The sequence below is a fragment of the Pseudomonas sp. 50_B genome, from assembly GCF_017491625.1.
Lineage (GTDB): Bacteria > Pseudomonadota > Gammaproteobacteria > Pseudomonadales > Pseudomonadaceae > Aquipseudomonas > Aquipseudomonas danubii.
Window position 1 is genome coordinate 155,535 of the sequence record NZ_JAFGYX010000010.1, and the last position, 26,246, is coordinate 181,780.

The 26,246-nt window shown below is 63.4% G+C and carries 26 protein-coding genes; 18 read left to right on the forward strand and 8 right to left on the reverse strand.

Annotated elements, in window-relative coordinates; translation table 11 throughout:
- The first annotated feature begins 90 nt into the window (after positions 1–90).
- From J5M73_RS16265 to J5M73_RS16290, 6 genes are all read left to right on the forward strand, one after another.
- Positions 91–1,992: a sensor histidine kinase gene (locus tag J5M73_RS16265; protein WP_102860469.1), complete on the forward strand. Its 1,902-nt coding sequence runs from the start codon at positions 91–93 to the stop codon at positions 1,990–1,992.
- Positions 1,989–3,314, forward strand: coding sequence for a sigma-54 dependent transcriptional regulator (locus J5M73_RS16270; protein WP_102860468.1), 1,326 nt, complete (start codon positions 1,989–1,991; stop codon positions 3,312–3,314). The genes J5M73_RS16265 and J5M73_RS16270 overlap by 4 nt, the downstream gene beginning before the upstream one ends.
- Positions 3,315–3,340: 26 nt before the next feature.
- Positions 3,341–3,670 carry a GlpM family protein gene (locus tag J5M73_RS16275; protein WP_180988516.1) on the forward strand — a complete coding sequence of 110 codons (330 nt, stop codon included), beginning with the start codon at positions 3,341–3,343 and terminating at the stop codon, positions 3,668–3,670.
- 177 nt (positions 3,671–3,847) lie between these two features.
- Entirely contained in the window at positions 3,848–4,768 is a 921-nt protein-coding gene (locus J5M73_RS16280) for an arginase (RefSeq protein ID WP_102860466.1), read from the forward strand.
- Positions 4,765–5,139 (forward strand): EamA family transporter, encoded by a 375-nt coding sequence (locus J5M73_RS16285; protein WP_102860465.1) that lies wholly within the window; start codon positions 4,765–4,767, stop codon positions 5,137–5,139. Before J5M73_RS16280 ends, J5M73_RS16285 begins: the two co-directional genes overlap by 4 nt.
- A gap of 31 nt (positions 5,140–5,170) precedes the next feature.
- On the forward strand, positions 5,171–5,572 hold the full coding sequence (locus J5M73_RS16290; RefSeq protein ID WP_025129629.1) for an EamA family transporter: 402 nt from the start codon (positions 5,171–5,173) through the stop codon (positions 5,570–5,572).
- 69 nt (positions 5,573–5,641) lie between these two features.
- On the opposite strand, the gene J5M73_RS16295 is transcribed toward J5M73_RS16290, so the two are convergent.
- Positions 5,642–6,412: a MipA/OmpV family protein gene (locus J5M73_RS16295; protein ID WP_240322041.1), complete on the reverse strand. Its 771-nt coding sequence runs from the start codon at positions 6,410–6,412 to the stop codon at positions 5,642–5,644.
- A 229-nt stretch (positions 6,413–6,641) separates the two neighbouring features.
- Here J5M73_RS16295 and J5M73_RS16300 point away from each other — a divergent pair, with 229 nt between their 5' ends.
- Genes J5M73_RS16300 through J5M73_RS16325 form a run of 6 tightly spaced genes read left to right on the forward strand, consistent with a single transcriptional unit; the run spans position 6,642 to position 13,885 of the window.
- Positions 6,642–7,337 carry an HAD-IB family phosphatase gene (locus tag J5M73_RS16300; protein ID WP_102860463.1) on the forward strand — a complete coding sequence of 232 codons (696 nt, stop codon included), beginning with the start codon at positions 6,642–6,644 and terminating at the stop codon, positions 7,335–7,337.
- The gene (locus tag J5M73_RS16305; RefSeq protein ID WP_102860462.1) at positions 7,330–8,724 is read left to right on the forward strand and encodes an aminotransferase class III-fold pyridoxal phosphate-dependent enzyme; all 1,395 of its coding nucleotides are present in this window, start codon (positions 7,330–7,332) and stop codon (positions 8,722–8,724) included. The genes J5M73_RS16300 and J5M73_RS16305 overlap by 8 nt, the downstream gene beginning before the upstream one ends.
- Positions 8,721–9,587 carry an alpha/beta fold hydrolase gene (locus tag J5M73_RS16310; protein ID WP_102860461.1) on the forward strand — a complete coding sequence of 289 codons (867 nt, stop codon included), beginning with the start codon at positions 8,721–8,723 and terminating at the stop codon, positions 9,585–9,587. Before J5M73_RS16305 ends, J5M73_RS16310 begins: the two co-directional genes overlap by 4 nt.
- A gap of 14 nt (positions 9,588–9,601) precedes the next feature.
- Positions 9,602–10,729, forward strand: coding sequence for a GNAT family N-acetyltransferase (locus J5M73_RS16315; protein ID WP_102860460.1), 1,128 nt, complete (start codon positions 9,602–9,604; stop codon positions 10,727–10,729).
- A complete protein-coding gene (locus tag J5M73_RS16320; RefSeq protein ID WP_102860459.1) occupies positions 10,726–12,498 on the forward strand; it encodes a HAMP domain-containing sensor histidine kinase in 1,773 nt (590 codons plus the stop codon). Before J5M73_RS16315 ends, J5M73_RS16320 begins: the two co-directional genes overlap by 4 nt.
- Complete coding sequence (locus J5M73_RS16325; protein ID WP_102860458.1) at positions 12,488–13,885, forward strand: sigma-54 dependent transcriptional regulator; 1,398 nt, start codon at positions 12,488–12,490, stop codon at positions 13,883–13,885. Before J5M73_RS16320 ends, J5M73_RS16325 begins: the two co-directional genes overlap by 11 nt.
- 49 nt (positions 13,886–13,934) lie before the next feature.
- On the opposite strand, the gene J5M73_RS16330 is transcribed toward J5M73_RS16325, so the two are convergent.
- On the reverse strand, positions 13,935–14,969 hold the full coding sequence (locus tag J5M73_RS16330) for an alpha/beta hydrolase (protein ID WP_102860457.1): 1,035 nt from the start codon (positions 14,967–14,969) through the stop codon (positions 13,935–13,937).
- Between the two features lie 195 nt (positions 14,970–15,164).
- On the reverse strand, positions 15,165–17,474 hold the full coding sequence (gene metE / locus J5M73_RS16335) for a 5-methyltetrahydropteroyltriglutamate--homocysteine S-methyltransferase (protein ID WP_207815876.1): 2,310 nt from the start codon (positions 17,472–17,474) through the stop codon (positions 15,165–15,167).
- A 108-nt stretch (positions 17,475–17,582) separates the two neighbouring features.
- On the opposite strand from metE, the gene metR reads away from it, so the two are divergent.
- Positions 17,583–18,500, forward strand: coding sequence for a transcriptional regulator MetR (gene metR, locus J5M73_RS16340; RefSeq protein ID WP_102860993.1), 918 nt, complete (start codon positions 17,583–17,585; stop codon positions 18,498–18,500).
- Between the two features lie 41 nt (positions 18,501–18,541).
- Here the strand turns inward: metR and J5M73_RS16345 are convergent, their stop codons facing one another.
- The 5 genes from J5M73_RS16345 to J5M73_RS16365 all read right to left on the reverse strand — a co-directional run bounded on the left by J5M73_RS16345 (position 18,542) and on the right by J5M73_RS16365 (position 22,066).
- Positions 18,542–19,051, reverse strand: a complete 510-nt coding sequence (locus tag J5M73_RS16345) for a GNAT family N-acetyltransferase (RefSeq protein ID WP_180988508.1) — start codon at positions 19,049–19,051, stop codon at positions 18,542–18,544.
- Between the two features lie 23 nt (positions 19,052–19,074).
- A complete protein-coding gene (locus tag J5M73_RS16350; protein WP_102860455.1) occupies positions 19,075–19,713 on the reverse strand; it encodes a LysE family translocator in 639 nt (212 codons plus the stop codon).
- Positions 19,714–19,735: 22 nt separating this feature from the next.
- Positions 19,736–20,170, reverse strand: a complete 435-nt coding sequence (locus tag J5M73_RS16355) for an NUDIX domain-containing protein (protein ID WP_102860454.1) — start codon at positions 20,168–20,170, stop codon at positions 19,736–19,738.
- A gap of 118 nt (positions 20,171–20,288) precedes the next feature.
- Positions 20,289–21,617 carry an HD domain-containing phosphohydrolase gene (locus J5M73_RS16360; protein ID WP_102860453.1) on the reverse strand — a complete coding sequence of 443 codons (1,329 nt, stop codon included), beginning with the start codon at positions 21,615–21,617 and terminating at the stop codon, positions 20,289–20,291.
- Positions 21,618–21,793: 176 nt separating this feature from the next.
- Positions 21,794–22,066, reverse strand: coding sequence for a type B 50S ribosomal protein L31 (locus tag J5M73_RS16365; RefSeq protein ID WP_102860452.1), 273 nt, complete (start codon positions 22,064–22,066; stop codon positions 21,794–21,796).
- Positions 22,067–22,376: 310 nt separating this feature from the next.
- Here J5M73_RS16365 and J5M73_RS16370 point away from each other — a divergent pair, with 310 nt between their 5' ends.
- The 5 genes from J5M73_RS16370 to J5M73_RS16390 all read left to right on the forward strand — a co-directional run bounded on the left by J5M73_RS16370 (position 22,377) and on the right by J5M73_RS16390 (position 26,182).
- Positions 22,377–23,996 (forward strand): FMN-binding glutamate synthase family protein, encoded by a 1,620-nt coding sequence (locus J5M73_RS16370; protein WP_102860451.1) that lies wholly within the window; start codon positions 22,377–22,379, stop codon positions 23,994–23,996.
- A gap of 62 nt (positions 23,997–24,058) precedes the next feature.
- Entirely contained in the window at positions 24,059–24,343 is a 285-nt protein-coding gene (locus J5M73_RS16375; protein ID WP_102860450.1) for a putative quinol monooxygenase, read from the forward strand.
- Between the two features lie 76 nt (positions 24,344–24,419).
- Positions 24,420–24,716 (forward strand): cupin, encoded by a 297-nt coding sequence (locus J5M73_RS16380; RefSeq protein WP_102860449.1) that lies wholly within the window; start codon positions 24,420–24,422, stop codon positions 24,714–24,716.
- A gap of 273 nt (positions 24,717–24,989) precedes the next feature.
- The gene (locus J5M73_RS16385; protein WP_102860448.1) at positions 24,990–25,580 is read left to right on the forward strand and encodes a papain-like cysteine protease family protein; all 591 of its coding nucleotides are present in this window, start codon (positions 24,990–24,992) and stop codon (positions 25,578–25,580) included.
- An 8-nt stretch (positions 25,581–25,588) separates the two neighbouring features.
- Entirely contained in the window at positions 25,589–26,182 is a 594-nt protein-coding gene (locus J5M73_RS16390) for a hypothetical protein (RefSeq protein WP_102860447.1), read from the forward strand.
- Positions 26,183–26,246 lie beyond the last annotated feature (64 nt).

Consider the following 26,246-nt stretch of genomic DNA (forward strand, 5'->3'; position numbering starts at 1 on the left):
CACCGGGCTCCCCTATCGCCAGGTTCGCCCGTTTTGCCGGCCGGCCGGCTCCTATGGACACCGCACAGTGGTTGACCCAAGGCATCTGTGATGAAATGCGACCCCACTCTCTATCGCGCCGCGCCGCCATCACTCGCCGTGAAACCCCGCCTGATCCGTCACCTGTTCCTGCCGCCCCTGGTCATCCTGCTGATGATCGGCCTGGGCTACGTCGGCTTCTGGATCAGCGAACACAATGGCATTCGCAGCCTCAGTGAAAATGGCGAACGCCAGCTGGAACTGCACGCCCGCGCCGTAGAAAGCGAGATCAGCAAATACACCTATCTGCCCAGCCTCCTGGAACTGGAGTCCAGTGTCTCCAGGCTGCTGGCCGATCCCTCGCCGGAGCACCGGCAAACCGTCAACCAATACCTCGAAGGCCTGAATCGGCGCAGCCGCAGCCGGGCCATCTATGTCATGGACACCACCGGCCGGGTGCTGGCCACCAGCAACTGGCGCGATGTCGACAGCTACCTGGGTGAAGACCTGTCCTTCCGCGCCTACTACCAGAACGCCGTACGTGGCCAGCCCGGACGTTTCTACGGCATCGGCAGCACCAGCGGCGAGCCCGGCTACTACCTGGCCCACGGCCTGGAAGAACACGGCAAGATCATTGGCGTGGCGGTAGTCAAAGTGCGCCTGGAGGCCCTGGAGGAACGGTGGCAAAGGGCCCGCCTGGAAGCCTTCGTCAGTGACGAGAACGGCATCATCATTCTCTCCAGCGACCCGGCGCGCCGGCTCAAGTCGGTCCGCCCGCTCAGCGACGACACCAAGGAACGCCTGGCCCGCAGCCTGCAGTACTACTGGTTCCCCCTCAACGAACTGGAACCCCTGGCCCGGGAACGCCTGGCCGAAGGCGTGGAGAAGCTGACCTTTCCCGCCAATACCGAACTGGTATCCGACGACAAGGCCATCAGCTACCTGTCCCAGACCCGGCCACTGAGCGACACCCCGTGGAACTTCACCCTGCTCACCCCGTTGCAGGACCTGCGCCGGGAAGCCATCAACCAGGGCATCCTGGTGGCCGTGGCCTTTGCCCTGGTGGCCTTCCTGCTGATCGCCTGGAATGAACGGCGCAAGGTCATCGCCACCCGCCTGGCCGCCCGAGAAGCCCTGCAGGAAGCCAACAGCCAGCTGGAGCGGCGGATCACCGAACGCACCGCCGACCTGCGGGCCAGCAACGAGCGCCTCAAGGGGCAGATCCGCGAACGCCGCCAGGCCGAAGAGACCCTGCGCCGGGCCCAGGACGAACTGGTCCAGGCCGGCAAGCTGGCGGCCATCGGCCAGATGTCCACCAGCATCGCCCACGAGCTGAACCAGCCGCTGGCGGCGTTGCGCACCTTGTCCGGCAACACCGTGCGTTTTCTTGAGCGCGGCGCCCTGGACACCGCCAGCGCCAACCTCAAGACCATCAATGAACTGATCGACCGCATGGGCCGCATCACCGCCAGCCTGCGCTCCTTCGCCCGCCGCGGCGACGACCAGGGCCAGGCCAGCCTGGACAAGGCAGTGGACGCCGCCCTGCAGATTCTCAACGCCCGCATCGAACCCCTGCCCCTGCAACTGCACCGCGACTTCAGCGAACAGACCCTGCAGATCGACCAGACCCGCCTGGAGCAGATCCTGGTCAACCTGATCGGCAATGCCCTGGACGCCATGCAGGCGCAGCCGGCGCCGGAACTGTGGCTGGAAGGCGAACCCGGCGACGGCAAGTATCGCCTGCGGGTCCGCGACAACGGCCATGGCATCGATCTTGAGGCGCGCAAGCACCTGTTCGAACCCTTCTTCACCACCAAACCCGGCGAACAGGGCCTGGGGCTGGGCCTGACCCTGTCCGCCAGCCTCGCCGCCGCCACCGGCGGCAGCCTGGGTGTGGAACATCCGGCAAGCGGCGGCACCGCCTTTGTCCTCAGCTTGCCCCTGGCAAGCCCCAATCAAGCCGAGCCGATATGAACAACGAGCTGACCGTGCTGATCGTCGAAGACGACCCCCATGTCCTGCTGGGTTGCCAACAGGCCCTGGCCCTGGAAGACATTCCCTGCATCGGCGTGGGCAGCGCCGAAGAAGCCCTGGCCCAGGTCGGGGAGAACTTTCCCGGCATCGTGGTCAGTGATATCCGCCTGCCGGGCATCGATGGCCTGGAACTGCTGACCCAACTCAAGGCCCGGGATCGCAGCCTGCCGGTGGTGCTGATCACCGGTCACGGGGATATTTCCATGGCCGTGGGGGCAATGCAGAAAGGCGCCTACGACTTCATGGAGAAACCCTTTTCTCCCGAGCGTCTGGTGGACGTGGCCCGCCGCGCCCTGGAACAACGGGGACTGGCCCGGGAAGTGACCGCCCTGCGCCGCCAGTTGGCCGAACGCACTTCCCTGGAGGGACGGATCATCGGCCGCTCGCCGGCCATGCAGAACCTGCGGGAGCTGATCGCCAACGTCGCCGACACTTCGGCCAACGTGCTGATCGAGGGCGAAACCGGTACCGGCAAGGAACTGGTCGCCCGTTGCCTGCACGACTTCAGCCGCCGCCACCAACAACAGTTCGTCGCCCTGAACTGCGGCGGCCTGCCGGAAAACCTCTTCGAAAGTGAAATCTTCGGCCATGAGGCCAACGCCTTCACCGGCGCCGGCAAGCGCCGTATCGGCAAGATCGAACACGCCCACCAAGGCACGCTGTTCCTTGATGAAGTGGAAAGCATGCCGATCAATCTGCAGATCAAGCTGCTGCGGGTACTGCAGGAGCGGACCCTGGAGCGCCTCGGTTCGAACCAGAGCGTGGCCGTGGATTGCCGGGTGATCGCGGCCACCAAGTCGGACCTGGACGAACTGAGCCGGGCCAAGGCATTTCGCAGCGACCTGTATTACCGCCTCAACGTGGTGACCCTGGAACTACCGCCCCTGCGCGAACGCCGCGAGGACATCCTGCAACTGTTCGAACACTTCCTGCAGCAGTCGTCCCTGCGTTTCGACCGCACCGTGCCAGAGCTGGACAACCAGACCCTGTCGACCCTCATGAGCCACGACTGGCCGGGCAACGTGCGCGAGTTGCGCAACGTCGCCGAGCGCTTTGCCCTCGGTCTGCCGGCGTTCAAGAAGTCCGGCAGCAGCAACGCCCAGGGCCTGGGTTTCGCCGAAGCGGTGGAAGCCTTTGAACGCAACCTGCTGAACGATGCCTTGCAGCGCAGCGGTGGCAACCTGACCCAGGCCAGCCAGGAACTGGGCATGGCCAAGACCACCCTGTTCGACAAGGTCAAGAAGTACGGCCTGAACCACTGACCCAAGCGCGAGGACTCATGGATCTATTGTTGAAGGCCGCCCTGGGCGCGGCGGTGGTGGTGATTCTGGCGGCCCTGGCCAAAACCCGGAACTACTACATCGCCGGCCTGGTGCCGCTGTTCCCGACCTTTGCCCTGATTGCCCACTACATCGTCGGCAAGGGCCGTTCTCTGGATGACCTGAAGACCACCATCCTGTTCGGCATGTGGTCGATCATTCCCTACTTCGTCTACCTGGCGACGCTCTATGTAATGGTCGATCGCCTGCGCCTGGAAGCCTCCCTGGCGGTGGCCGCCGTGGCCTGGTTGATTGCCGCCACCCTGCTGGTCAGCGTCTGGGTCCGCCTCCACGCCTGAGCCCTAGCATTCCCGTAGGAACGAGCTTGCTCGCCAAGCCTGCGCCGCGGTCTCTCGCCGGCAACCTGGCCACGACCCTGGCCCGACCCTTGCATTTACCCTGTAAAGCCCGCCCAGCCTGCGTTTTCGCCTGATCACGCAGTTTTCTGGAGGGCGCTGCCATGGGTAAAGAACACCTTGAACATCTTAGATCTCGACCACAGCCTGACCGCCCAGGAGCCCATAGTCCGGCGCCTGAAAAGCGGCCAGGCGCGACGCCTGGACCTGCTGGACCTGGGCCCCAAGCTGCGACTCTGGTCCACCGAACGCACCTACCGTCATTTCCGCGAACGCCTGGGCCAACGCCCCCGGCACAGCGGCCCGCAACCGGAAATCTTCTTTGTCGGCTCCGGCGACTATCACCACCTGACCCCGGCCTTTCTCTACGATCTGCCCGAACCGATCAGCCTGATCCACTTCGACAATCACCCGGATTGGGTGCGCTTCGCCCCCCGCCGGCACTGCGGCTCCTGGGTCAACCGGGCGCTGCAGCTGCCCAATATCCAGCGCATTGTCACCCTGGGCCCCTGCAGTGAAGACCTGCACAACCCGCAACTGCGAGGCGGCAACCTCGGCGCCCTGAAGCACGGCAAGCTGCAGCTGTTTCCCTGGCAGCACGCGCCGTCCAAGGTCTGGGGCCGGGTCGGCGATGGCGCCGGGCACCAGCAACAGGAAAATCACCTGCACTGGCGCAATCTGGCGGACCAGGACTGGGCCGCCTTCCTCGCGCAAATGATCGACAGCCTGCCCACCGCAGCGGTGTGGATCACCATCGACAAGGACGTGCTGGCCAGCGAAGACGCCGCCACCAACTGGGACCAGGGCGGCATGCGCCTGACCCACTTGCTGCAAGCGATACGCGAGCTGGCGGCGCGCAAGCGGGTGCTGGGCATCGATGTCTGCGGCGAGTTCGCCAAACCCGTCTTCAGCAATGCCTTCAAACGCTGGGAAGCCAAGTCGGACCAACCTCCGGCCGAGCGCTGGAGCCAGGACGACCTGCTGCGCAACTCAGTGACCAATGAAGCCCTGATCTCGCTGTTCGAGGAGCTGTTCCCGTGACCTTGACCGTTGTTCTGCTAGTCGCTTTTTCCATTGTGCTGGACGTCATCGGCCAGCTCTGTTTCAAGCTCGGCCTGGACCGCCTGCCAGAACTGGAAGGCGGTTTTCGCCTGAATGCCTTCTGGGGCCAGGTATTCAACGCACCCCTGCTGTGGTGCGGTATCGGGGCCTATGTGATCGAGTTTTTCGTCTGGCTCGAAGCCCTGTCCCGGGCCCCTCTGAGCCTGCTGTTTCCGGCTGCGGCCCTGGCCTATTGCGGCGTGGTGCTGGCGGGCAAGCTGGTGCTGGGCGAGACCGTCAGCCGTCGGCGCTGGATGGGCACGCTGGTGATCACCGCCGGGGTGATGCTGGTGTGCGTAGCCAGTACCTGAGCCTTATTCAACGAATAGAAGGAAACCTTTCATGAGTTCGAACACCTCCCACGGCTGGCTGCACGAGCGTCTGGGCACCATCGTGCTCTGGGCCCTGCTGATCGGCTTCGAGAGCGCCGGCCAGATCGCTACCAAAGTTGGCGGCGACCAATTGGGGCAGATGGATTTCAACCTGCAATGGCTGGCGGCGGTAGCCGTCAATCCGGGCGTGTTGCTGGCAATTGCCTGCTATATCGGCGCGTTTTTCGTGTGGATGCTGATCTTGCGTCGCAGCAGCCTGTCCCTGGCCTTCCCCTTGAGCTCCCTGGTCTTTGTCGTGGTGCTGCTGGGCTCCTGGCTGGGCCTGGGCGAACAGATCAGCCTGCTGCACTGGGTCGGGGTCTTGGTGATCATCGGCGGGATTGCCCTCTTGGCCGAGGGCGAGGAGGCCTGAGGGCCCTCTGCCGAATGCCCCAGGGAGGTGAGGGCTGCGCAGGCCGGGGGCGACCTGCGGCAACGCGCCTCAGAACTTGTAGCTGACGGCGGTCTGCACCTGGCCCTGGTTGACTTCGCCCCGCTGACGAACAATGGAGCTGTCCGCTGCGGAGTTGACCAGACGGATCCAGCTGGCGCTGGCCACCAGCGACCAGTTGTTGCCCAGCGGCACCTGGATGTTCTGGCTCAGGCTGAAGTTCTGCAGGCCACCGCCGGCACTGTAGCGATCAATGCCCGAAGCCAGGGCTTCCTTGGCGTTGACGCCAAAGAAGGTCTGGCTCTGGCGGGCGTCGGCAAAGTGCAGGGTCAGGTTATTGCTGCCGATGATGCCCATGCCCAAGGGATAGCCGATCTCCCCTCCGACCTTGCCCAGCATGCCGCCCTGGCCACCGGCACCGCCGACGGCCTGGCCCACGGCGGCGAACACCCGCCAGAAGTCGTCCGGGGCGTATTGCACGAAAGCCCCGACATCGGCCATGTCGCGCACATCCCGCAAGCCGCGCAGCTCACCATCGGCGTTACGTCCCTGCAGGTAGTTGAGATAGGGGCCGGCGCTGAAACCATTGCCCTTGAATGCATCCCAGGTCAGGCCGTCGTCGGTACTGAGGCTGACATCGCCCCAGTCCAGATCCAGGTACGGCAGCGGCACAGTCTCATAGCGGCTGCCCGTGGGGTCATGGGGTTGGTAGCCGACACCCAGACCGAGTTCGCCCGTGATGTCGGAATCAGCAAAGGCACTACAGGCAACGGTCAGCGACAGCAGACCGGCGAGCAAAGCAGGGGAAGAAAGCCGAGGCATGAATGAGTTTCCTTGTCTGAACATGCGCGCATCAATCATCAGAGCGCCCCTGGAACGCAAGCACTGATGTTGTTTGTAGCGACCTACAAAATTTGTAGCAAGAACGCTACAAATCTCCCGCCGCCCTCGCCAGAGGCCCAGCCCTGCTGGGTTTTCGCAACTTGGCACAGTCCCTGCTCTACCCCTGTCGCAAGCGCAAACAGCGCTCTTATTCAACAGGTAACAGCAGATGATGCACTGGCATATCGTATGTGACTTCGACGGGACCATCTCCCGCGCCGACGTGATCGATAACGTTCTCCAACGCTTCGCCGACCCGAGCTGGGAAGGCATAGAACAGGAATGGCTGGACGGTCACATCGGCTCCCGAGAATGCCTCAGTCGCCAACTGGCTCTGGTCAAGGCTTCGCCCGCCGAACTGCTGGGCTACTTCGACAGTGTCGAAATCGACCCGGACTTCCCCGACTTCGTCGATCACGTGATCGGCCTGGGCGCTTCCATTGAAGTGGTCAGTGACGGCATCGAGCAAGGCATCGCCCGCATCCTGGCACGCAACTACGTGACCCTGCTGCCGATCCTCGCCAACCGCCTGCGCCAGGTCGACCACAACAGCTGGCGCATCGACTTTCCCTACGCCAGCGACGCCTGCCGCGCCGCCTCCGGCAACTGCAAGTGCAAATCCACGCCACGGGGCAAACGCGTGCTGGTGATCGGTGATGGCCAGTCGGACATGTGCGTGGCAACCACCGCCGACTTCGTCTTCGCCAAGGATCGCCTGGCCGACTACTGCGAACGCAACAAGATTCCTCACGCTCGGTTCGACTCCTTCGCCGAACTGCCGGCGCTGTTGGCAAAACTGCCGAACAACGCGGCCAACGCGACCCATTTCTCCCTTGAAACCCAGGAACTCTTCCACCATGTCTGATATCCGCATCGCGACCGCCGAAGACCAGATCCTTCTGGAAAAAGAAGCCAAGTACTGCTCCTACGGCGATACCGTTCACTACATCGAACCCCCGCGCATCTTCAGCCGCTGCGAAGGTTCCTACGTCTGGGACACCAGCGACCAGGCCTACCTCGACCTGCAGATGTGGTACTCGGCGGTGAACTTCGGCTACGCCAACCCGCGCCTGAACAATGCCCTCAAGCAACAGATCGACACCCTGCCGCAGATTGCCAGCCAGTACCTGCACAAAGGCAAGATCGAGCTGTCGGAAATGATTGCCGTGGACGCCAAGAAGAAGTTCGGCCTCGACGGTCGCGTGCACTTCAACGTCGGCGGTTCGCAGTCGGTCGAGGACTCGCTGAAAGTGGTGCGTAACGCCACCAACGGCAAGAGCCTGATGTTCGCCTTCGAAGGCGGCTACCACGGTCGTACCCTGGGTGCTTCGTCGATCACCTCCAGCTACCGCTACCGTCGCCGCTACGGCCACTTCGGCGAGCGCGCGCAGTTCATCCCGTTCCCGTACCACTTCCGCGGCCCTAAAGGCATGACCAAGGAAGAGTACGGCAGCCACTGCGTGCAGCAGTTCGCCCGCCTGTTCGAGACCGAATACAACGGCGTGTGGGACCCGAAAGTCGGCCAGAGCGAATACGCCGCCTTCTACGTCGAGCCGATCCAGGGCACCGGCGGCTACGTGATCCCGCCGATGAACTTCTACAGCGAGCTCAAGCAGGTGCTGGACCAGCACGGCATCCTGATGGTGGTGGACGAAATCCAGATGGGCTTCTATCGCACCGGCAAGCTGTGGTCCATCGAACACTTCGACGTCCAACCCGACGTGATCGTGTTCGGCAAGGCGCTGACCAACGGCCTCAACCCGCTGGGCGGCATCTGGGCCCGTGAAGAGCTGATCAACCCGGGCGTATTCCCGCCAGGCTCGACTCACTCCACCTTCGCCTCCAACCCGCTGGGCACCGCCGTGGGCCTGGAAATGTTCAAGATGACCAGCGAGATCGACTACGGCGCGATGGTCATGGAAAAGGGCAAGTACTTCCTGGCCGGCCTGCAAGACCTGCAGAAGCGCTACCCGATCATCGGCGATGTCGACGGCCTGGGCCTGGCGCTGCGCTGCGAAATCTGCACCACCGACGGTTTCACCCCGGACAAGGCGACCCTGGACTTCATGGTCGAGGAAGGCATGAAGGGCGACATCGAGATCGACGGCCAGCGCCTGGGCCTGATCCTCGACGTGGGCGGCTACTACAAGAACGTCATCACCCTGGCCCCGTCGCTGGAAATCAGCTACGCGGAAATCGATCTGGGCATCGCACTGCTGGACCGCCTGCTGGATCGGGCCATGAAGCGATGAGCGCCGCTGAGATCGATCTGGGCGAAGGCGACGCCGGCTTCGTTCTCGGCACGGGTCCGGTCGGGGTCTTGTTGATCCACGGCCTGACCGGCACCCCGACGGAACTCCGTCGGGTGGCCCAGGGCCTGGCCAAGGACGGAACGTGCACGGTGTACGTTCCGACCCTGCCCGGGCACTGCGGGGACAACAGCGACCTGCAGGCCACCGGCTGGCAGGACTGGTACGAGGGCGTGCGCAAGACCTTTGTCGGCGTGCAACAGCGTCACGAGCAAGTGTTCGTCGGCGGTCTGTCTATGGGCGCCGTGATGTCCATGTACCTGGCGTCCGAGCATCCGGGGCAGATCAGCGGCCTGCTGATGTATTCCACCACCCTCAAGTACGACGGTTGGAGCATCAACAAGCTGGCGTTCCTCACCCCGTTGCTGATGAAGATTCCCTTCGGCGTGCACATCTGCCGCTTCGAGGAAAAGCCGCCCTACGGCATCAAGAACGAACGCCTGCGGGCCATTGTCGAGAAACAGATGAAAGCCGGCCAGAGCAGCGATGCGGGCCTCTTGACCATGGAGGGCGTGACGGTGCGCGAGTTGCACCGGATGAACGCCGTGGTCAAGAAACGCATGCCTTCGATCATGACCCCGGCCCTGGTACTGCACTCCAGCGAGGACGACATCACCAGTCCGTGGAATGCCGACTATGTGGAGCGCAAACTCGGCGGCCCGGTGACCAAGATCCTCCTGGACAACTGCTATCACATGATCACCGTGGACCTGCAATACCAGCGGGTGATCGAGTTGAGCGTGGACTTCATCGAGCAGCGAGTGGTTGCACCTGCGGTGCGCGAAGACTACCGCCAGCTGGCATGACTTAAGGAAGAGACGTGATTACCGCCCAAGCCTATTCCACCATCCAGGCCATTGAACGCAGCGCCTGGAATGACTGTTTTCCAGACGCCCTGGAGGATTGGGACTACTACCTGGCCGTGGAAAAAGCCGCCATCGCCGATTTCCGTTGGCGCTACCTGGCGATCTACGAGGGCTCGACCCTGGTGGCGGTGGCGCCGGCCTTCACGACTCAGTATCGGCTCGACACCACGGTCTCCGGCCTGGCCAAACGCTTCACCGAACGCCTGGCACGCCAGTGGCCAGGTGCCCTGGAGCTGCGCCTGTACGCCATCGGCTCGCCCGTGGCCGAACAGTGCAGTGCCGGCACCGCCAGCCATGTTCCCCTGGAACGTCGTCAGGCGTTGCTGGAGCAGTTGTTGCAACTGGCCCGGCGTGACGCCGACAACTTCGGCATCGGCCTGATGGCGGTCAAGGATGCCCCCAGCAGCGACCCGCAATGGGCCGCCAGTTGCCGGGCCGCCGGCCTGCAGGCGATGCCGAGCCTGCCCAGCGCGCTGCTGCCGGTGCCCTTCGCCTCGATCGACGCCTATCTTGGCACCCTGGGCAAGTCCACTCGCAAGGACCTGCGGCGCAAGCTGCGCGCACCGGCGCCGCGCATCGAGTGGCGGCGGCAGATCGACGACGTGCTGCCCGACATCATGCGCCTCTACGAAGCCACCCTGGAACGCAGCGACCTGCAGTTCGAGCGCCTGCCGGCGGCCTATTTCACCGGCATTCTCGAACAACTGGACCAGCGCGCCGCCTGCGTCCTGTACTGGGTCCAGGACCAACTGGTGGCCTTCAACCTGGTACTCATCGACCAGCATCGGCTGATCGACAAATTCTTCGCCCACGACTTGAACGTCACCCGTGAGCACAATCTGTACTTCCGCAGTTGGCTGGCCAACGTCGACTACTGTATCCAGCAGCACATTCCCCTGTACGAGTGTGGTCAGGCCGGTTACGCCAGCAAGTTGCGCCTGGGTTGCCAGTTCACCGGTAACATGTTGTTTTTCAGGCATCGCAATCCCTTGCTCAATGCCCTGCTCAAGGTGATAAAACGCTTTGTCCGTCCGGATCGCTCCGACCCCGCCATGGCTGCTGCAATAAGCGAAAGTACATGACCAGAAAAGATCGTCGCCCGCCCCGCCCTTTTGCCATCTCCCGCTGGAGCCTGCAGCGCAAGCTGGTGTTGGCGTTCTGGCTGGTCAGTGTGATTCCCACCATGATTGCCGCGGAGCTGGCGGCCACCACGTTGTCGGAGATTTTCGACAGCAACGTGCGCATCTGGCTGCAGGAATCCACCAAGATCGTCGAGGACGAGATCACCGAGATCCTCCATGACAACGCGCGGATCGCCCAGCTGTTCCTGCGCTATACGCGTCCGCCCTCGGACCGCAATGCAGCCAAGCATGACAAGCTCACCGCCGACATTGCCGACTCCATGGGCATCGACGTGGTGGCGCTGATCCGCAAGAGCGACCACAAGGTGATGTTCACCACCGCCGCGGACGACGTGGTAGGGCAGATCAGCACCGCTTCCAACGCCGTCCTGCAGACCATCCAGGTGGGTGGCGTGGCCACCGGGGCGGTGGTCTCGACCTTCCAGACCCAGCTCGACGGGGTCGACTACCAGCTGTTGATCGCCACCTACCTGGACGCCAGCTTCCTCACCAGCGTGGCCGATGTGCACTCCCTGGACCTGCGCCTGTACCTGGCCAAGGCCGATGATTTCTCGGAGATCTTCGCCACCCAGCGCTTCGAGGACCATCCCCCCCGAGTGCCGCACAAGATCGAAGACATCCTGCGCGCCACCCGCCAGCCCACCGAGCAGTTCACCAGCCGCTACAGCGGCCTGTACCGGCCGATCTTCAACGACAGCGGCGACCTGGTGGGGGTGATTTTCAGTGGCCTGCTGCGCCACAGCAGCCTGGTGGGCCTGGTTAACCAGAGCAACCTGTTCATCCTGATCTTCCTCCTCAGCTCGGCCGCCTCGCTGTGTGTCGGCTGGCTGGTGTCGCAACGCCTGACGCGGCCGCTGCGGGGCCTGTCCAAGGGCGTCCAGGCGGTGATCGCCGGTGACTACCGGCAGCGGGTGCCGGTGATCGGTGGCGACGAACTGGCGGAGCTGAGCAGCACCTTCAACCACATGAGCGAGCGCCTGGGAGAACTGCAGCACCTGGAGGGCCAGTTGCGCCGTCGCGATCGCCTGCACGCCCTGGGCGAGGTGGCCATGGGCCTGGCCCATGAAATCCGCAATCCGCTGGGCATCATCAAGACCGCCACCCAACTGCTGCACCGCCGGGCCAACCTGCCGGAAAACGACAAGCGCCACCTGGAATACGTGATCAGTGAAGTCAGCCGGATCAACGACCTGATCACCGACTTTCTCGACTTCGCCAAACCCAGCGCGCCCATTCGTGCCACCCAGGCGGCACGCCCGCTGGTCGAGGAACTGCTGGGCTTCTGCACCCCGGAACTGGCGACCCACAATATCGAAGCGCGGATCGACGACCAGGCACCGGGTGCGACCATCCATGCCGATGCCCGGCAGCTCAAGCAGGCCTGCCTGAACCTGATCCTCAACGCCATCGACGCTATGCCCGAGGGCGGCCGCCTGACCCTGGGCATCGCCCAGCAGGAAGACGAAACCATCATCAGCGTCAGCGATACCGGCCAGGGCATCGAGCCGGACATGCTGGAACGCATCTTCACCCCCTTCGTCACCACCAAGGCCTCGGGCACCGGCCTGGGCCTGGCGAAAGTCTTTTCGATCATGGAAAGCCATGACGGCCACATCGAGTGCGTCAGCGAAAAAGATGCCGGCGCCACCTTCAGCCTGTACATTCCGGCCAACGGTGAAGAGGACGACGAGGACACTGATGACGCATAACCTGCTGGTGGTCGATGACGAACCCAAACTCTGTGACCTGCTGTCTTCGGCCTTGAGCCAGAACGGCATCCAGGTGTTCACGGCAAGCAATGGCCTGCACGCCCTCAAGGTGCTGGAGCAGGAAGACATCGACCTGGTGATCAGCGACTGGCGCATGCCGGGCATGGACGGGCCCCAGCTGCTGGCGGAAATCAAGCAGCGCTACCCGAACCTGCCGGTGATCGTGATGACCGCCTACAGCACGGTGAAGAACGCTGTGCAGTCCATGCGCAACGGCGCCTACGACTACATTGCCAAGCCCTTCGATATCGATGAGCTGGACATCACCGTCAGCAAGGCCCTGCAGTTTCGCGACATCCTCAAAGACAACCAGCGCATGCGCGCCGAGCTCGACGAGCACCAGCAGTTCGACAGCCTGGTGGGCGACAGCCCGGCCTTTCGCCAGGTACTGCAGGCGGTGGACTCGGTACGCGAGAGCAGCGCCACCATTCTCCTGACCGGAGAAAGCGGCACCGGCAAGGAGATGGTCGCCCGGGCCATCCACAAGCACGGCAATCGCGCGGACAAACCCTTTGTCGCCGTCAATTGCGCGGCCATTCCCGAAGGCTTGCTGGAAAGCGAGATGTTCGGCCACCGCAAGGGCGCCTTCACCGGCGCCGTGGCGGACCGGGTCGGACGCTTCCAGCAGGCCGACAAGGGCACCCTGTTTCTCGATGAAGTGGGCGACATGCCCCTGGCCTTGCAGGCCAAGATCCTCCGCGCCCTGCAGGAACGCGTGATCGAGCCGGTGGGCGATCCCCGGGAGCGCAAGGTCGATGTGCGGGTGATCGCCGCGACCAACAAGAACCTGCTGGAAGCCGTGGCCAACAAGGAGTTCCGCGAGGACCTGTACTACCGCCTCAATGTCTTCCCCATTCCCTTGCCAGCGCTGCGCGAGCGGGTCGAGGACATCGCTCCACTGGCCCGCCACTTCGCCCACAGCCTGGGGGCCACCGCCGGCAAGCGCATCACGGGCTTCAGCCCACAGGCCCTGCAGGCCATGGCTTGCTACAGCTGGCCAGGAAACATCCGCGAACTGCAGAACTGCGTGGAGCGAGCCACCATCGTCGCCCGCGCCCCGGTCATCGAAGAAAGTGACCTGCCAGGCTATCTGTTCGACACCCCGCCAGCAGGCACCGAGGGCAGCGTGGCCCTCAGCGTTGGCCCACAAGTGCCCAGCGACCTGGACGCGGCCCTGGCCGAAGTGGAGCGGGCCTACATCCTCGCGGCCCTGCACCAGAGCAACGGCGTCCAGGCGGCCGCGGCACAGATGATCGGCATTTCCGAACGCAGCTTCTGGTACCGCCTGAAAAAGCTCGGCATTCAGGTAGACAAGATTGTTCGCTGACGCGAACAGCGACAAGCTGCAAGCGAAAATCTATCCGCTGAGACTTGGCTCAGAGCATGCGCCCCACTTCCAGCGGTTCGATCTGGGCCCAGTGGGAAGTGTCTTCGCGATGGTTTTGCAGGTATGGCAGCACCGCCGCCAGCAAAGGCGCCTTGAAGGCGTCCTGGAAACGATGGGCCAACCCCGGAATCAGCTTCAGCTGGCTGCCCTGGATCTGCGCCGCCAGGTGCACCCCATGCATCACCGGCAATAGCGGATCGGCGGTGCCGTGCACCACCAGGGCCGGCACCCGCAGTTGCTTGAGCAAGGCCACCCGACTCGGCTCGGCGAGGATCGCCATGATCTGACGCTTGACGCCCTCCGGGTTGAACGCCCGGTCATAGGACAACGCAGCCTGATGCAGCAGAACCTGACGGTCATCCGCGACCTTCGGGCTGCCCAGGGCCGCCAGCAGGTCCGCCTGCTGCTCCAGGGCCGCTTCGCGGTTCGGTGCATTGCGCCGGGACAGCAATTGCACCAGCGCCTCGTTCGGCGCCGGCAGGCCTTGGGCCCCGGAGCTGGTCATGATCAGCGTCAGGCTCTCGACTCGTTGTGGCGCCATGGCCGCCAGATGCTGGGCAATCATGCCGCCCATGCTCGCCCCCAGCACATGGAACTGCTCGATGTGCAGGGCATCCATCAGCCCCAGGGCATCATCGGCCATGTCGCTCAGGGTATAAGGCGCAGCCACGGGCAGGCCGAGCTTGTAGCGCAGCACTTCGAAGGTCAGGTTGGCGCTGGCCGGAGCCTGGCGCCAGGTGGACAGGCCGACGTCGCGATTGTCATATCGAATCACCCGAAACCCTTGCTGACACAAGGCCTCCACGACTTCGTCCGGCCAGTGGATCAATTGCCCACCCAGGCCCATGACCAGCAGCAATGCCGGATCGGAGCTTCGACCGATGCTTTGGTAGGCCAGGCTCACCTGCGCCAGGTCGACCCGTTGCGTGGGTACGTTGACATCGCAGCGCGCGGCCGCAAAAGACAGCTGGCCGAGCAAAAGCCCGGCCAGCAGGATGACAGTGGAAAACAATCTTGCCCGCATGGAAAACACCGAAACGCAGAACCCCAGTAGAGCGCGAGTCTGATGAACTTCGATGTTTCGCGCTGCCACAGTTGCGTGACAGTTTGATGAAGCCCGCCCAGCGGTCATCGCTTAGGGGCGCTCGGGCGACGCCTCGCTTGCCGACGAGGTGGAGCTGATGATCGCCTTCGTCGGCAAGCAGGTTTCTACCGGCTTTCAGGCCAGCTGGCTGCGCAGCTGGCGGGCCGCGGCCACCATGTTCACCAGGGCCGCTTCGGTTTCCGGCCAGGCGCGGGTCTTCAGGCCGCAATCGGGGTTGACCCACAGTCGCTCGGCGGGAATGCGTTTGACCGCCTTGCTCATCAGCTTGACCATCTCGGCAGTGTCCGGCACCCGTGGCGAGTGGATGTCATACACCCCCGGGCCGATGTCGTTGGGGTAGTCGAAGGCTTCGAAGGCTTGCAGCAACTCCATGTCCGAACGGGAAGTCTCGATGGTGATCACGTCGGCATCCATGGCGGCAATCGACTGGATCACATCGTTGAACTCGCTGTAGCACATGTGGGTATGGATCTGGGTTTCGTCCCGCACACCCGAAGCGCTCAGGCGGAAGGCCTGCACCGCCCAGTCCAGGTATTCCTGCCATTGCGCGCGGCGCAGGGGCAGGCCTTCGCGGAACGCCGCCTCGTCGATCTGCACGATCTTGATCCCGGCCTGTTCCAGGTCCTGCACTTCATCGCGCAGGGCCAGCGCCAGTTGCTGGGCCTGGACCTTGCGCGATACGTCTTCCCGGGGGAAAGACCACATGAGCATGGTCACAGGGCCAGTGAGCATGCCTTTCATGACCTTGTCGGTGAGGCTCTGGGCGTACTGGATCCAGTCCACGGTCATGGCCCGGGGCCGGCTCAGGTCGCCGTAGATGATGGCCGGCTTGACGCAGCGCGAGCCGTAGCTCTGGACCCAGCCGAAGCGGGTGAACAGGTAGCCGTCGAGTTGCTCGGCAAAGTACTCCACCATGTCGTTGCGCTCGGCTTCACCGTGGACCAGCACGTCCAGGCCAAGGCTCTCCTGGATCTGCACTGCGTGGCGGATCTCGCTGTGCATGGCATCGGTGTAGTCGTTGAGCGACAGCTTGCCCTGCCGGTAGGCCTGGCGCGCCAGGCGGATCGATGCAGTCTGCGGGAAAGAGCCGATGGTGGTGGTGGGAAAGACCGGCAATTGCAGGCGCGCTCGCTGCTGTTCGATACGTTGGGCAAAGGGCGACTGACGCTGACTGTCGGCGGCGCTGATGGCCTTGATCCGGGCCTGGACCTGGGCCTTGTGAATCCGCGGGGACTGGGCACGACTGGCCTGGACCTTCCGGCTTTGCGCCAGGGCCGCTTGCACCGCCGGGCCCTGGGGATCGTTCAGGGCATCACGCAGGACCGAAATCTCGCCGCACTTCTGCACGGCAAAGGCCAGCCAGCTTTTCAGTTCGGCATCCAGCTGGTCTTCCCGGGACAGGTCCACCGGGCTGTGCAGCAGGGAGCAGGAGCTGCTGACCCAAAGGTTGTCGCCGAAACGCTCCTGGGCCACCTGCAACTGCTGCAGGGCCTGTTCCAGTTCGCAGCGCCAGACGTTACGCCCATTGACCAGGCCCACGGAAAGAATCTTGTAGGTCGGCAGCCGGTCCAGGACCTGGCCCAGTTGTTCCGGCGCCCGCACCGCATCGATGTGCAAGCCGTCCACCGGCAGGCCCACCGCCAGGCCGAGGTTGTCTTCCAAACCGCTGAAGTAAGTGGCCACCAGTTTTTTCAGCGGCGAGTACTGGAGGATGTGGTAGGCCCGCTCGAAGGCGCTCTTCCACTCCTGGGGCAGGTCGAGGGTCAGGATCGGCTCGTCGATCTGCACCCACTCCACGCCCTGGGCCTTGAGCCGGTTGAGGATCTCGCCGTACAGCGGCAACAGGCGCTCCAGCAGGTAGAGCTTGTTGAATGCATTGCCCTTGGCCTTGCCCAGCCAAAGGTAGGTCAAGGGGCCGATGATCACCGGCTTGACCTGATGACCCAGGGCATGGGCTTGCTCGACTTCGTCGAACAGTTGCTCCCAGCTCAGCTGGAACGGCTGGTCGACGCTGAACTCGGGGACCAGGTAGTGGTAGTTGGTGTCGAACCACTTGGTCAGTTCCTGGGCGTATTGCGCCTGGCCCTGCTCCCCGCAGCAGCCAGCACTGGCGCCACGGGCCATGGCGAACAGAGTGTCCAGGGTCGGACGGCCCTGGGCATCGCGAAGACCGTCGAAACGCTCGGGAATCACCCCGAAGGTCAGGGAGTGACCGAGCACCTGGTCGTACCAGGCAAAGTCGCCCACTGGCAGCAGGTCGATGCCGGCGTCTTTTTGCACTTGCCAGTGCCGAGCCCGCAGCTCGCGACCGACCTCTTGCAATGCAGCCTGATCGAGGTCGCCCTTCCAGTAGGCTTCGAGGGCTTTTTTCAGTTCGCGGTCAGCGCCGATGCGGGGAAAACCGAGGGTGTGGGCCAGTGCCATGGGAAAGCGCCTCCTTGTCAAAGATGGCGCTATTGTCGACAGCTCGGGCAACATGAGACAAACTCAACCTTTTCGTGTTGATCACAAAATTTACTCATGGAGATCCTGGTGCTCGAAATCCGTCACCTGAAGACCCTGCACGCCCTGCGCGAAGCCGACAGCCTGGTTGAAGCCGCCGAACGCCTGCACCTGACCCAGTCCGCCCTGTCCCACCAGTTCAAGGAACTTGAAGAGCGCCTGGGCATGCCGCTGTTCGTGCGCAAGACCAAGCCGGTGCGCTTCACCAGCGCTGGCCTGCGCCTGCTGCAACTGGCCGATGCCACCCTGCCGCTGCTGCGCGGCGCCGAACGGGACATTGCCCGCCTGGCCGGCGGCACCGCCGGCCGCTTGCACATGGCCATCGAGTGCCATAGCTGCTTCCAGTGGCTGATGCCCACCATCGACCAGTTCCGCGACGCCTGGCCGGAAGTGGAACTGGACCTGGCCTCGGGCTTCTCCTTTGCACCGCTGCCAGCGCTGGCCCGGGGTGACCTGGACCTGGTGGTGACTTCCGATCCCCTGGAACTGGCCGGCATCACCTATGTGCCGCTGTTCACCTACGAAGCCATGCTTGCGGTGGCCAACCAGCACCCCCTGGCAAGCAAGCCCTACATAGTCCCGGAAGATCTGCTGAACGAAACCCTGATCACCTATCCGGTGGAGCGGGATCGTCTGGACATCTTCACCCGCTTCCTGGAACCGGCGGACATCGAACCGGCGCAGGTCCGCACCTCGGAACTGACGGTGATGATGATGCAGCTGGTGGCCAGCGGCCGCGGGGTGTGCGGCATGCCTCATTGGGCCCTGCATGAATACAGCTCACGGGGTTACGTGAAGGCCAAGCGACTGGGTGAAAAGGGACTGTTCGCCACCCTGTACGCAGCGATTCGCGCCGACATGCTGGACGCGCCCTACATGCGTGACTTCCTGCTGACCGCCAAGGACACCTCGTTCTCGACCCTGGACGGCGTCAGCGCTGTACGCTGAGCGCCACCCCTCATGCGGCGCCGGCAGGCCAGCGAGTAGGATCAGCGTGGCACTTCGCGCCACATGTGGATCTTGTCGAGATAGTCCTCCCCCACGCACACCGCCTGGGGTTCGAGCCCGAACTGGACAAAGCCGCAGCGCTGGTACACGGACAGCGCTGCGTCATTGCCCGCCGTCACCGTCAGTTGCACCAGGCGCAGGCCTTCGTACCCCGCCGCCTCGGCCAGTAGATGCTGCACCAGCTGTCGACCCAGGCCGCTGCCGCGTTGCTCGGCCGTGACGTAAAGGCCGAACAGGGTCGCCTTGTGCCGGGCCTTTTCCCGCAGCTCGAAGGCCAGGCCGACGATCCCCGCCAGCCGCCCTCGGTCAAAGGCTCCCAGCATCAGGTCCAGCTCCCCATCCAGACGGGCACCCCACCAGGCCAGGGGCAGCTTCTCGCGCTCCCGGACACTGGAAGTGAACGCCTGGGGATGGCGCTCATAGGCTTCGAGCATCAAGGCCCGGTATTGCGCGGCATCGTCAGGAGTCAGGTGTCGGATCTGCAGGTTCATGCGGGATCGTCAGTCCGTCATGTTCAGTTGGTACGGCGTTGTTCGAACATCAAGCGCACCGCCAGCCCCGCCAGCACGAACCCCATGAAGTAACGCTGGACCGAAAGCCAGGTGGGGTTGCTGGCGAACCAGGAGGCAATGCCTGCGGCGAACAGGGCAATCAGCAGGTTCACCGAAAAACTCACGCTGATCTGGGTCAGGCCGAGAATGAGGCTCTGGGAAAACACCGATCCGTGCTCGGGATGAATGAACTGCGGAAAGATCGACAGGTAGAACACCGCGATCTTGGGGTTCAGGGCGCTGGTCAGAAACCCCATGATCACCAGCTTGCGGGGCGAGTCCAGCGGCAACTGCTGGGCTTCGAACGGCGATCGCGCGCCAGGCTTGAGCGCCTGCCAGGCCAGCCAAAGCAGATACAGGGCACCGGCCCACTTGAGCACTTCATAGGCCATGGGCACCGCCATGAAGATCGCGGTCAGGCCCAGTGCAGCGGCAAACAGGTGGACGAAAAAGCCCATCACGACGCCCAATAACGACGTCACCCCGGCCTTGCGCCCCTGGCAGATCGAACGGGAAATCAGGTAGATCATGTTCGGGCCTGGGGTCAGCACCATCAGCAACGAGGCCGCGGCGAAAATCAGGTAGTCGTGAAGTGGGATCATGGCAGTCCTTGGCAACGGGAGGTCAGGCGAGGCTCGCCTGGGCCTGACGATAAAACGGCAAGATCAGATCCCGTGTCAACGGCGCCAGAAACAAACCACCATCGCTGGCCGGATCGATCCAGCGCACCTCCTCGATCTCCGCCGCCGGAGTCACCGCAATGTCGATGCGAACAAGAAAGACCTCCGCCTGCACCACATGGCCGGGCTCGTTGGCGGCCGGTGCGCAAAACTGTTGCAGATAGCAGGCCTGGCTCGGATCGATGCGCAGGCCGAGTTCCTCTTCCAACTCTCGGACCAGGGCCAGCACCGGCGGCTCGCCGGCTTCGATCTTGCCGCCAGGCTGCATGAAGGCCTGGGTGCCGCGTTTGCGCACCAGCAGGGTCTGGCCATCGGCCCCCAGCAACAGGGCGGCGGCGATACGAATGACGGAGGGTGCAACGGCGGAGGGCAGCGACATGGGGACCTGGACACCTTGAGAACGAAGGCGCAAGGATCACATGCCCGGCAGCGGGTCGTCATCCGCCAGCGGTATATTTCCCGTCGTTCCAGGGCGTTTCTCAGGTGCCCGACTGCGGCTATCGCGCCAGCTTGACGAACACGCTGTAACGGGCGCCTTCCATGGTTTCAAAGGCGATCAGTTTGTCCACCAGAGGCTGGCTCAGCACCTTGCCGGCGTTGAGCAGAAGCATGCCGTTGTCGGCATTCAGGTTGCGCGCCAGCAGCATGCCCGCCGCCAGCTCCCGGGTGCCCAGGACCTTGACCGAAGGGTCGCCCAGGGTCACATCGCTGAGGTACACAGAACACACTTGGATAAACCCCTCCACCAACTCGGGGTCGTACAGCCGGCCGGCGTATTTACGGATGAACACCAGGGCCTCGTCGCTGTTCATGTGCCGTTCGAGAATCAACCCGCACTGCAGTTCGATAAAATCCACCGCCAGCTTGAGCAACCGCGAGCCCAGGGGAATCGCCTCGCCCTTGAGGTGATCGGGAAAGCCGCTGCCATCCCAGTGTTCCTGGTGATGGCGGATCAGGCGCGCCGCATCCTGCACCGGTTCCAGGGTCATCAGCAGCGATTCGCTTTGCGCCGGATAGGCCCGATAGCGTTCACGCTCATGGTGGTGCAACCAATCGGCCGGAGTGACCATCATGCTGTCGCTCCAGCTCAGCTTGCCGATGTTGTGCAGGGCCGCGGCCATGGCCAGGTCGCGCTGCGCCACGGCGTCGATGCCGTGGATCTTGCAGTAGGCACGCACCAAATCGATGATCCGGCGGTTAGTCTGCTTGTCGCTCGGCAGACGCTGGTTCACCAGCAGCGAGAACAGCTCGGCGCCCGTGGCATAGCTGTGCTTGAGCTCCTCATAGGCCAGGTCCAGCATGTCGGCGGTTTGTTGCAGCTCCGCGGTGCGCGATGCGACGCGTTTTTCCAGCAGGGCATTGAGGGCCTTGAGCTCAGCGTTCTGCTCTTGGGTCAGAGCTTCCAGGCGCTGGCGCTCACGTTCGGAATGCTGGTGCTCCAGGGCCTGGCGCAGGGCCAGCAGCAGTTCCTGGTCATCCCAGGGCTTGCTCAGGTAACGGTAGATTTCCCCTTCATTGATCGCCTTGGCGATCAGTTTCAGGTCCGGGTCACCGGTCAGCAGGATGCGCGTAGTGTCCGGATAGTGCTGATGAATGCGCGCCAGCAGGGACGGGCCATCCATCTGCGGCAGATGGGCGGCGCTGATTACCAGGTCCACCTCCCGGGTGGCCATGACCTTCAGGGCTTCGCTGGCGTCGTGGGCAAGGTGCAGCACGTAGGAATGGGCACTGAGCAGTTGGTGCAGGCGTTGCAGGATCGCGTCCTGGCTGTCTACCAACAGAACCTCGGACTGGCGTGTGACTGTGGCAACGTTCAGCTCACCCATGAGACACCTCGGGTCAACATCGATGCACATGTCCTTCATTCTTTTCACTGGCAACACTGATCCTTGTTGCCTGATTCAAGCGTAGAAGCATTTCCGAGGGGAATGATGGCTTTTTAATACCATCCGTCCGCTGGAAGAGCTCCAACGGACGGCGGCGAGAATGGAGGCCAATGACCTCACTTGGCAGCGGCTTTACCGCTGGAACCGAAGGAGGCAAAACGTTTGTTGAAGCCAGCGATACGGCCTTCGGACTGGGTCTTGCGTTGCTGGCCGGTGTACACCGGGTGCGAAGCGCTGGACACATCCAGGGTCACGTACGGATAGGTCTGGCCATCACTGTGCTGGTAGGTGCGGTCGGTATCGACGGTAGAGCCAATGAGGAAAAACACGTCGGCGGCAGTATCGTGAAACAGCACGGGGCGGTAGTCAGGGTGAATGTTGGGTTTCATCGGAGTCTCCAGCGGCTGGGGTGAAAAACAGTGTTATACAGTAACAATAAAACCCTCTTTAAACGAGAACTTATCGCAATAAGATTCTGCAACAATGGTCTAAGTCCTGCCTCGATCCCCCCATTCAGGCTTGCCCGTAAGGCCCCAGCGGGCCAGTATGCTGGGCTGCAACGCTCTGACACAGCCGTGAATTCCTATAAGAAATGCCTGTGCAGCCCACCGTCTCAGCCGTTCGGTGTCGCTGTCGATTACCCGTTATCAAGGCACCCGGTGCCTGATTGACCTGATGAGTCCGAACCAAGGAAACCGTATGAGCCTGTCACTTCTGAGCCGCTACGCCTTCTTTGCTGCCTGCGTGATATTCACCCTCGCCAGCCTGCCCTTTCTCGAACACGACTGGCTCTGGCCATTCACCCTGGTCACCGGCCTGCTGAGCCTGCTGGGGATCTTCGATCTGCTGCAAAGTCCCCACGCGGTACGCCGCAACTACCCGATCCTGGGCAACATCCGCTACCTGGTGGAAGGCATACGTCCGGAGATCCGCCAATACCTGCTGGAATCCGACAGCGACGCCCTGCCCTTTTCCCGCGCCCAGCGCTCCCTGGTGTACTCGCGGGCCAAGAATGAAAGCGCCGACAAACCCTTCGGCACCCTGATCGATGTCTACCAGTCGGGCTTCGAGTTCATCGGCCACTCCATGCGCCCGGCGCCCTTGAGCGACCCCAGCAGCTTTCGGGTCACCGTCGGCGGCCCGCAATGCACCCAGCCCTATTCGGCCTCGGTATTCAACATCTCGGCGATGAGCTTCGGCTCCCTGAGTGCCAACGCCATCCGTGCCCTGAACCAGGGTGCCAAGCTCGGCAACTTTGCCCACGACACTGGTGAAGGCAGCATCAGCCCCTATCACCGTGAACACGGCGGCGACCTGACCTGGGAACTGGGCAGTGGCTACTTTGGCTGCCGCACCGCCGACGGCCGCTTCGACCCCGAGCGCTTCGCCACCCAGGCGCAGAACCCGCAAGTGCGGATGATCGAGATCAAGATGAGCCAGGGCGCCAAGCCGGGCCATGGCGGCATCCTGCCCAAGCACAAGGTGACCCAGGAAATTGCCGACACCCGCGGCATCCGCATGGGCGAGGACTGCATTTCGCCGTCGAGCCACAGTGCATTTTCCACCCCGATCGAAATGATGCATTTCATCCAGCAACTGCGTGAGCTGTCCGGCGGCAAGCCGGTGGGCTTCAAGTTCTGCCTGGGCCACCCGTGGGAATTCATGGGCATTGCCAAGGCCATGCTGGAAACCGGCATCCTCCCGGATTTCATCGTGGTCGACGGCAAGGAAGGCGGCACCGGCGCAGCCCCCGTGGAGTTCACCGACCACATCGGCGCGCCCATGCGCGAAGGCCTGCTGTTCGTCCACAACACCCTGGTGGGCCTGAACCTGCGGGACAAGATCAAGCTCGGTGCCAGCGGCAAGATCGTCAGTGCCTTCGACATCGCCAGCGTCCTGGCCATCGGCGCCGACTGGGCCAACTCGGCCCGGGGCTTCATGTTCGCCATCGGCTGCATCCAGTCACAAAGCTGCCACACCAACAAATGTCCCACCGGTGTCGCCACCCAGGACAACCTGCGCCAGCGTGCCCTGGTGGTGCCGGACAAGGCCCAGCGGGTGTACAGCTTCCACCGCAACACCCTCAAGGCCCTGGCCGAGATGCTGGCCGCCGCCGGCCTGCAGCACCCGTCGCAACTGGAAGCCAAGCACCTGGTGCGACGCATGTCGGCCACCGAGATCAAGCTGTTCTCCCAACTGCATGTGTTCCTCAAGCCCGGCGAATTGCTCACCGGCGAAGTCAACGGCGAGTTCTACTCGCGCATGTGGCAACTGGCCCGGGCCGACAGCTTCGAACCCAATACCCAAGCCGCCGCTTAAGCACGCCTGTCCAGGCCTCCCCGGCTACCTGGGGAGCCTGGCGACTCACAAGGAAGATTGGAATGCTCAAGGTTATCGCTGAAGACTTCATCAAGCCCGAACACCTGGAAACCGTGCGCCCGTGGTACGCCGAACTGGTGGAAAAAACCCGCCAGGAGCCGCTGTGCATCGCCTACGATCTGTTCGTCGATCAGAAAGACCCCGGGCACTTCATCTTCGTCGAACAGTGGCCGGACCGCGCCGCCCTCGACGCTCATTGCAACACCGAACACTTCACCCGCCTGGTACCACAGATCAACGCCTTCCAAGCCCGCGAATGCCGCGTACTGCTGATGGACGAATTCTAGAAGCCGACATCCTCCCGATGCTTGACCGGACCACCGAAAGCAGAGCGAACCACCACTGACCTTTCGGAGTTCCACCATGCCCTTGCTGTCCTTCGAGCAACTGTCCCAGCAACTGCCCGGTCCCTGGCAATCCTCGCTGGTGGGCCAGGTCGGCGCGGCCCGTATCAAGGTCCTGCGCATGGACCAGGCGCCCTACCCGGAAGAAATCCACGACTACAACGAAGGCCTGCTGGTGACCCAGGGCTGCCTGCGCTTGGGCATTGGCCAGGCCACTGTCGAAGTGCTGGCCGGCCAGATGTACCTGGTGCAAGCCGGCCAGGCCCATAGCGTACTGCCCGGCAGCCACGGCACCCTGGTGATCATCGACGTCTAGCCTCACTCGGCACTCGACAAGGGGTCACAACCCGGACCGGGCCCGACTGTGGACGCCCCCCTTATCAGGGACATTCACGTCCGCCACAATGCATAAACGCATAATTAAATTGCATTGACGCATACCTCATCTAAGGTTGCTTGCAGACCCGGCCAGCGCACGCCATCGAGGCTGGCGCCGCGCAGCACCCAGCGCCGGGTCCGGCAACTTGCTGTAGCCCAGATGCCACAGCGACACCAGCCGGAGGCTGGTTTTCACTCATGGAGGATGAACATGTTAAGCACGACCTTGACCCCCACCGGCAACCCGCAGGCCCTGCCCCAATGCCTGGCCGGTACGCTGATCGATCCGCAACTGGCTGAAATCGACCCACGCGCCGAGGCGGCCCCCCAGGCCGGCGCCCGACTCAATTTCAGCGTGCAGCCGCAAACCCAGAGCAACTGGTGCTGGGCGGCACTGTCGGCATCGGTCGGCAACTACTACGGCACCGGCTCCTGGACCCAGTGCGGGGTGGCCAATGCCGAATTGGGCCGCAACTCCTGCTGCAGCCAGCCCGGACCGTGCAACGTCTACGGCTACCTGGACTCGGCCCTCAGAACCACCCGCAGTTATGGCGGGATGCGGGAAAACCGGATGCAGATGCCGGCCATCGAAAACCAGCTCGGCATGGGCCGTCCCGTCGGCCTGCGTTGCGCCTGGTATGGCGGCGGCGCGCATTTCCTGACGATCTACGGCACCGATGGCAGCTACATCCTGGTCGCCGACTCCATCTTCGGTTACTCGACCCGTGCCCTTAACAGCTTCCCCGGTTCCTACAACGGCGGCGGCAATTGGACCCACACCTACTTCACCCGGAAAAACTAGGAGGCGTCATGCAACTGACTTACCCCAAGGCGCCCACCCACGGCGTCCAGACCTTGCACCCGGCACTGCAGGCAGCCCTGCGCACCCAGGGTTTCGGCGTCAACCGCGCCTTTGCCAATGCCGGCACCCTGAGCCTGTCCCAGGCATTTCGCGGCTACGCCCTCGGCCTGGAGGACCTGGCCAACGGCAAGGGCCTGGACCAGGCCACGACGGGGGACTGGCATTACCTGGTGTTCGCCGGCGGTGTATCCATCGCCGATGCGCAACTGACGGAAGTGGCCGGCAAGGTCGAGTTCGCGGCGCTCAATCACGGCGTTCTGGCGGCGTCCACCATCAGTGCCCTGAACCTGGCGGAACAGGCACCCCTGCTGCAGGGGAAATCCTGCGAATTGAGGTTGCTGTTCATTCCGGCGTTGCAGGTGACGGCGATCTGGCTGCACGCAGCCGATGCCGAAGTGCTGATTCCCATCGACCCCACCCCGGCGAACCTGGCAGCCCACCAGCTCTATGACGCAGCGACGCTGTTGAGCCTGCTGAGCCCCTTGGCCCAACAAGCCAAGGCGGTTTTCGATGCCGATACCAGCGGCACCCTGGGAGGCTGAACCGCGACAAAAAAAATCCGGCGGCCCTGGCGGGACGCCGGATTCTTCTGTTCAGGCAGTTGGC

Coding starts and splice junctions, on each gene's coding strand:
- J5M73_RS16270 (WP_102860468.1), top strand. CDS start 1,989: ATGAACAACGAGCTGACCGTGCTGATCGTCGAAGACGACCCCCATGTC.
- J5M73_RS16295 (WP_240322041.1), bottom strand. CDS start 6,412: ATGCCTCGGCTTTCTTCCCCTGCTTTGCTCGCCGGTCTGCTGTCGCTG.
- J5M73_RS16350 (WP_102860455.1), bottom strand. CDS start 19,713: ATGATCCCACTTCACGACTACCTGATTTTCGCCGCGGCCTCGTTGCTG.
- J5M73_RS16360 (WP_102860453.1), bottom strand. CDS start 21,617: ATGGGTGAGCTGAACGTTGCCACAGTCACACGCCAGTCCGAGGTTCTG.
- J5M73_RS16375 (WP_102860450.1), top strand. CDS start 24,059: ATGCTCAAGGTTATCGCTGAAGACTTCATCAAGCCCGAACACCTGGAA.
- J5M73_RS16320 (WP_102860459.1), top strand. CDS start 10,726: ATGACCAGAAAAGATCGTCGCCCGCCCCGCCCTTTTGCCATCTCCCGC.
- J5M73_RS16355 (WP_102860454.1), bottom strand. CDS start 20,170: ATGTCGCTGCCCTCCGCCGTTGCACCCTCCGTCATTCGTATCGCCGCC.
- J5M73_RS16265 (WP_102860469.1), top strand. CDS start 91: ATGAAATGCGACCCCACTCTCTATCGCGCCGCGCCGCCATCACTCGCC.
- J5M73_RS16385 (WP_102860448.1), top strand. CDS start 24,990: ATGTTAAGCACGACCTTGACCCCCACCGGCAACCCGCAGGCCCTGCCC.
- J5M73_RS16290 (WP_025129629.1), top strand. CDS start 5,171: ATGAGTTCGAACACCTCCCACGGCTGGCTGCACGAGCGTCTGGGCACC.
- J5M73_RS16310 (WP_102860461.1), top strand. CDS start 8,721: ATGAGCGCCGCTGAGATCGATCTGGGCGAAGGCGACGCCGGCTTCGTT.
- J5M73_RS16300 (WP_102860463.1), top strand. CDS start 6,642: ATGATGCACTGGCATATCGTATGTGACTTCGACGGGACCATCTCCCGC.
- J5M73_RS16365 (WP_102860452.1), bottom strand. CDS start 22,066: ATGAAACCCAACATTCACCCTGACTACCGCCCCGTGCTGTTTCACGAT.
- J5M73_RS16325 (WP_102860458.1), top strand. CDS start 12,488: ATGACGCATAACCTGCTGGTGGTCGATGACGAACCCAAACTCTGTGAC.
- metE (WP_207815876.1), bottom strand. CDS start 17,474: ATGGCACTGGCCCACACCCTCGGTTTTCCCCGCATCGGCGCTGACCGC.
- J5M73_RS16305 (WP_102860462.1), top strand. CDS start 7,330: ATGTCTGATATCCGCATCGCGACCGCCGAAGACCAGATCCTTCTGGAA.
- J5M73_RS16380 (WP_102860449.1), top strand. CDS start 24,420: ATGCCCTTGCTGTCCTTCGAGCAACTGTCCCAGCAACTGCCCGGTCCC.
- J5M73_RS16370 (WP_102860451.1), top strand. CDS start 22,377: ATGAGCCTGTCACTTCTGAGCCGCTACGCCTTCTTTGCTGCCTGCGTG.
- J5M73_RS16330 (WP_102860457.1), bottom strand. CDS start 14,969: ATGCGGGCAAGATTGTTTTCCACTGTCATCCTGCTGGCCGGGCTTTTG.
- J5M73_RS16390 (WP_102860447.1), top strand. CDS start 25,589: ATGCAACTGACTTACCCCAAGGCGCCCACCCACGGCGTCCAGACCTTG.
- J5M73_RS16345 (WP_180988508.1), bottom strand. CDS start 19,051: ATGAACCTGCAGATCCGACACCTGACTCCTGACGATGCCGCGCAATAC.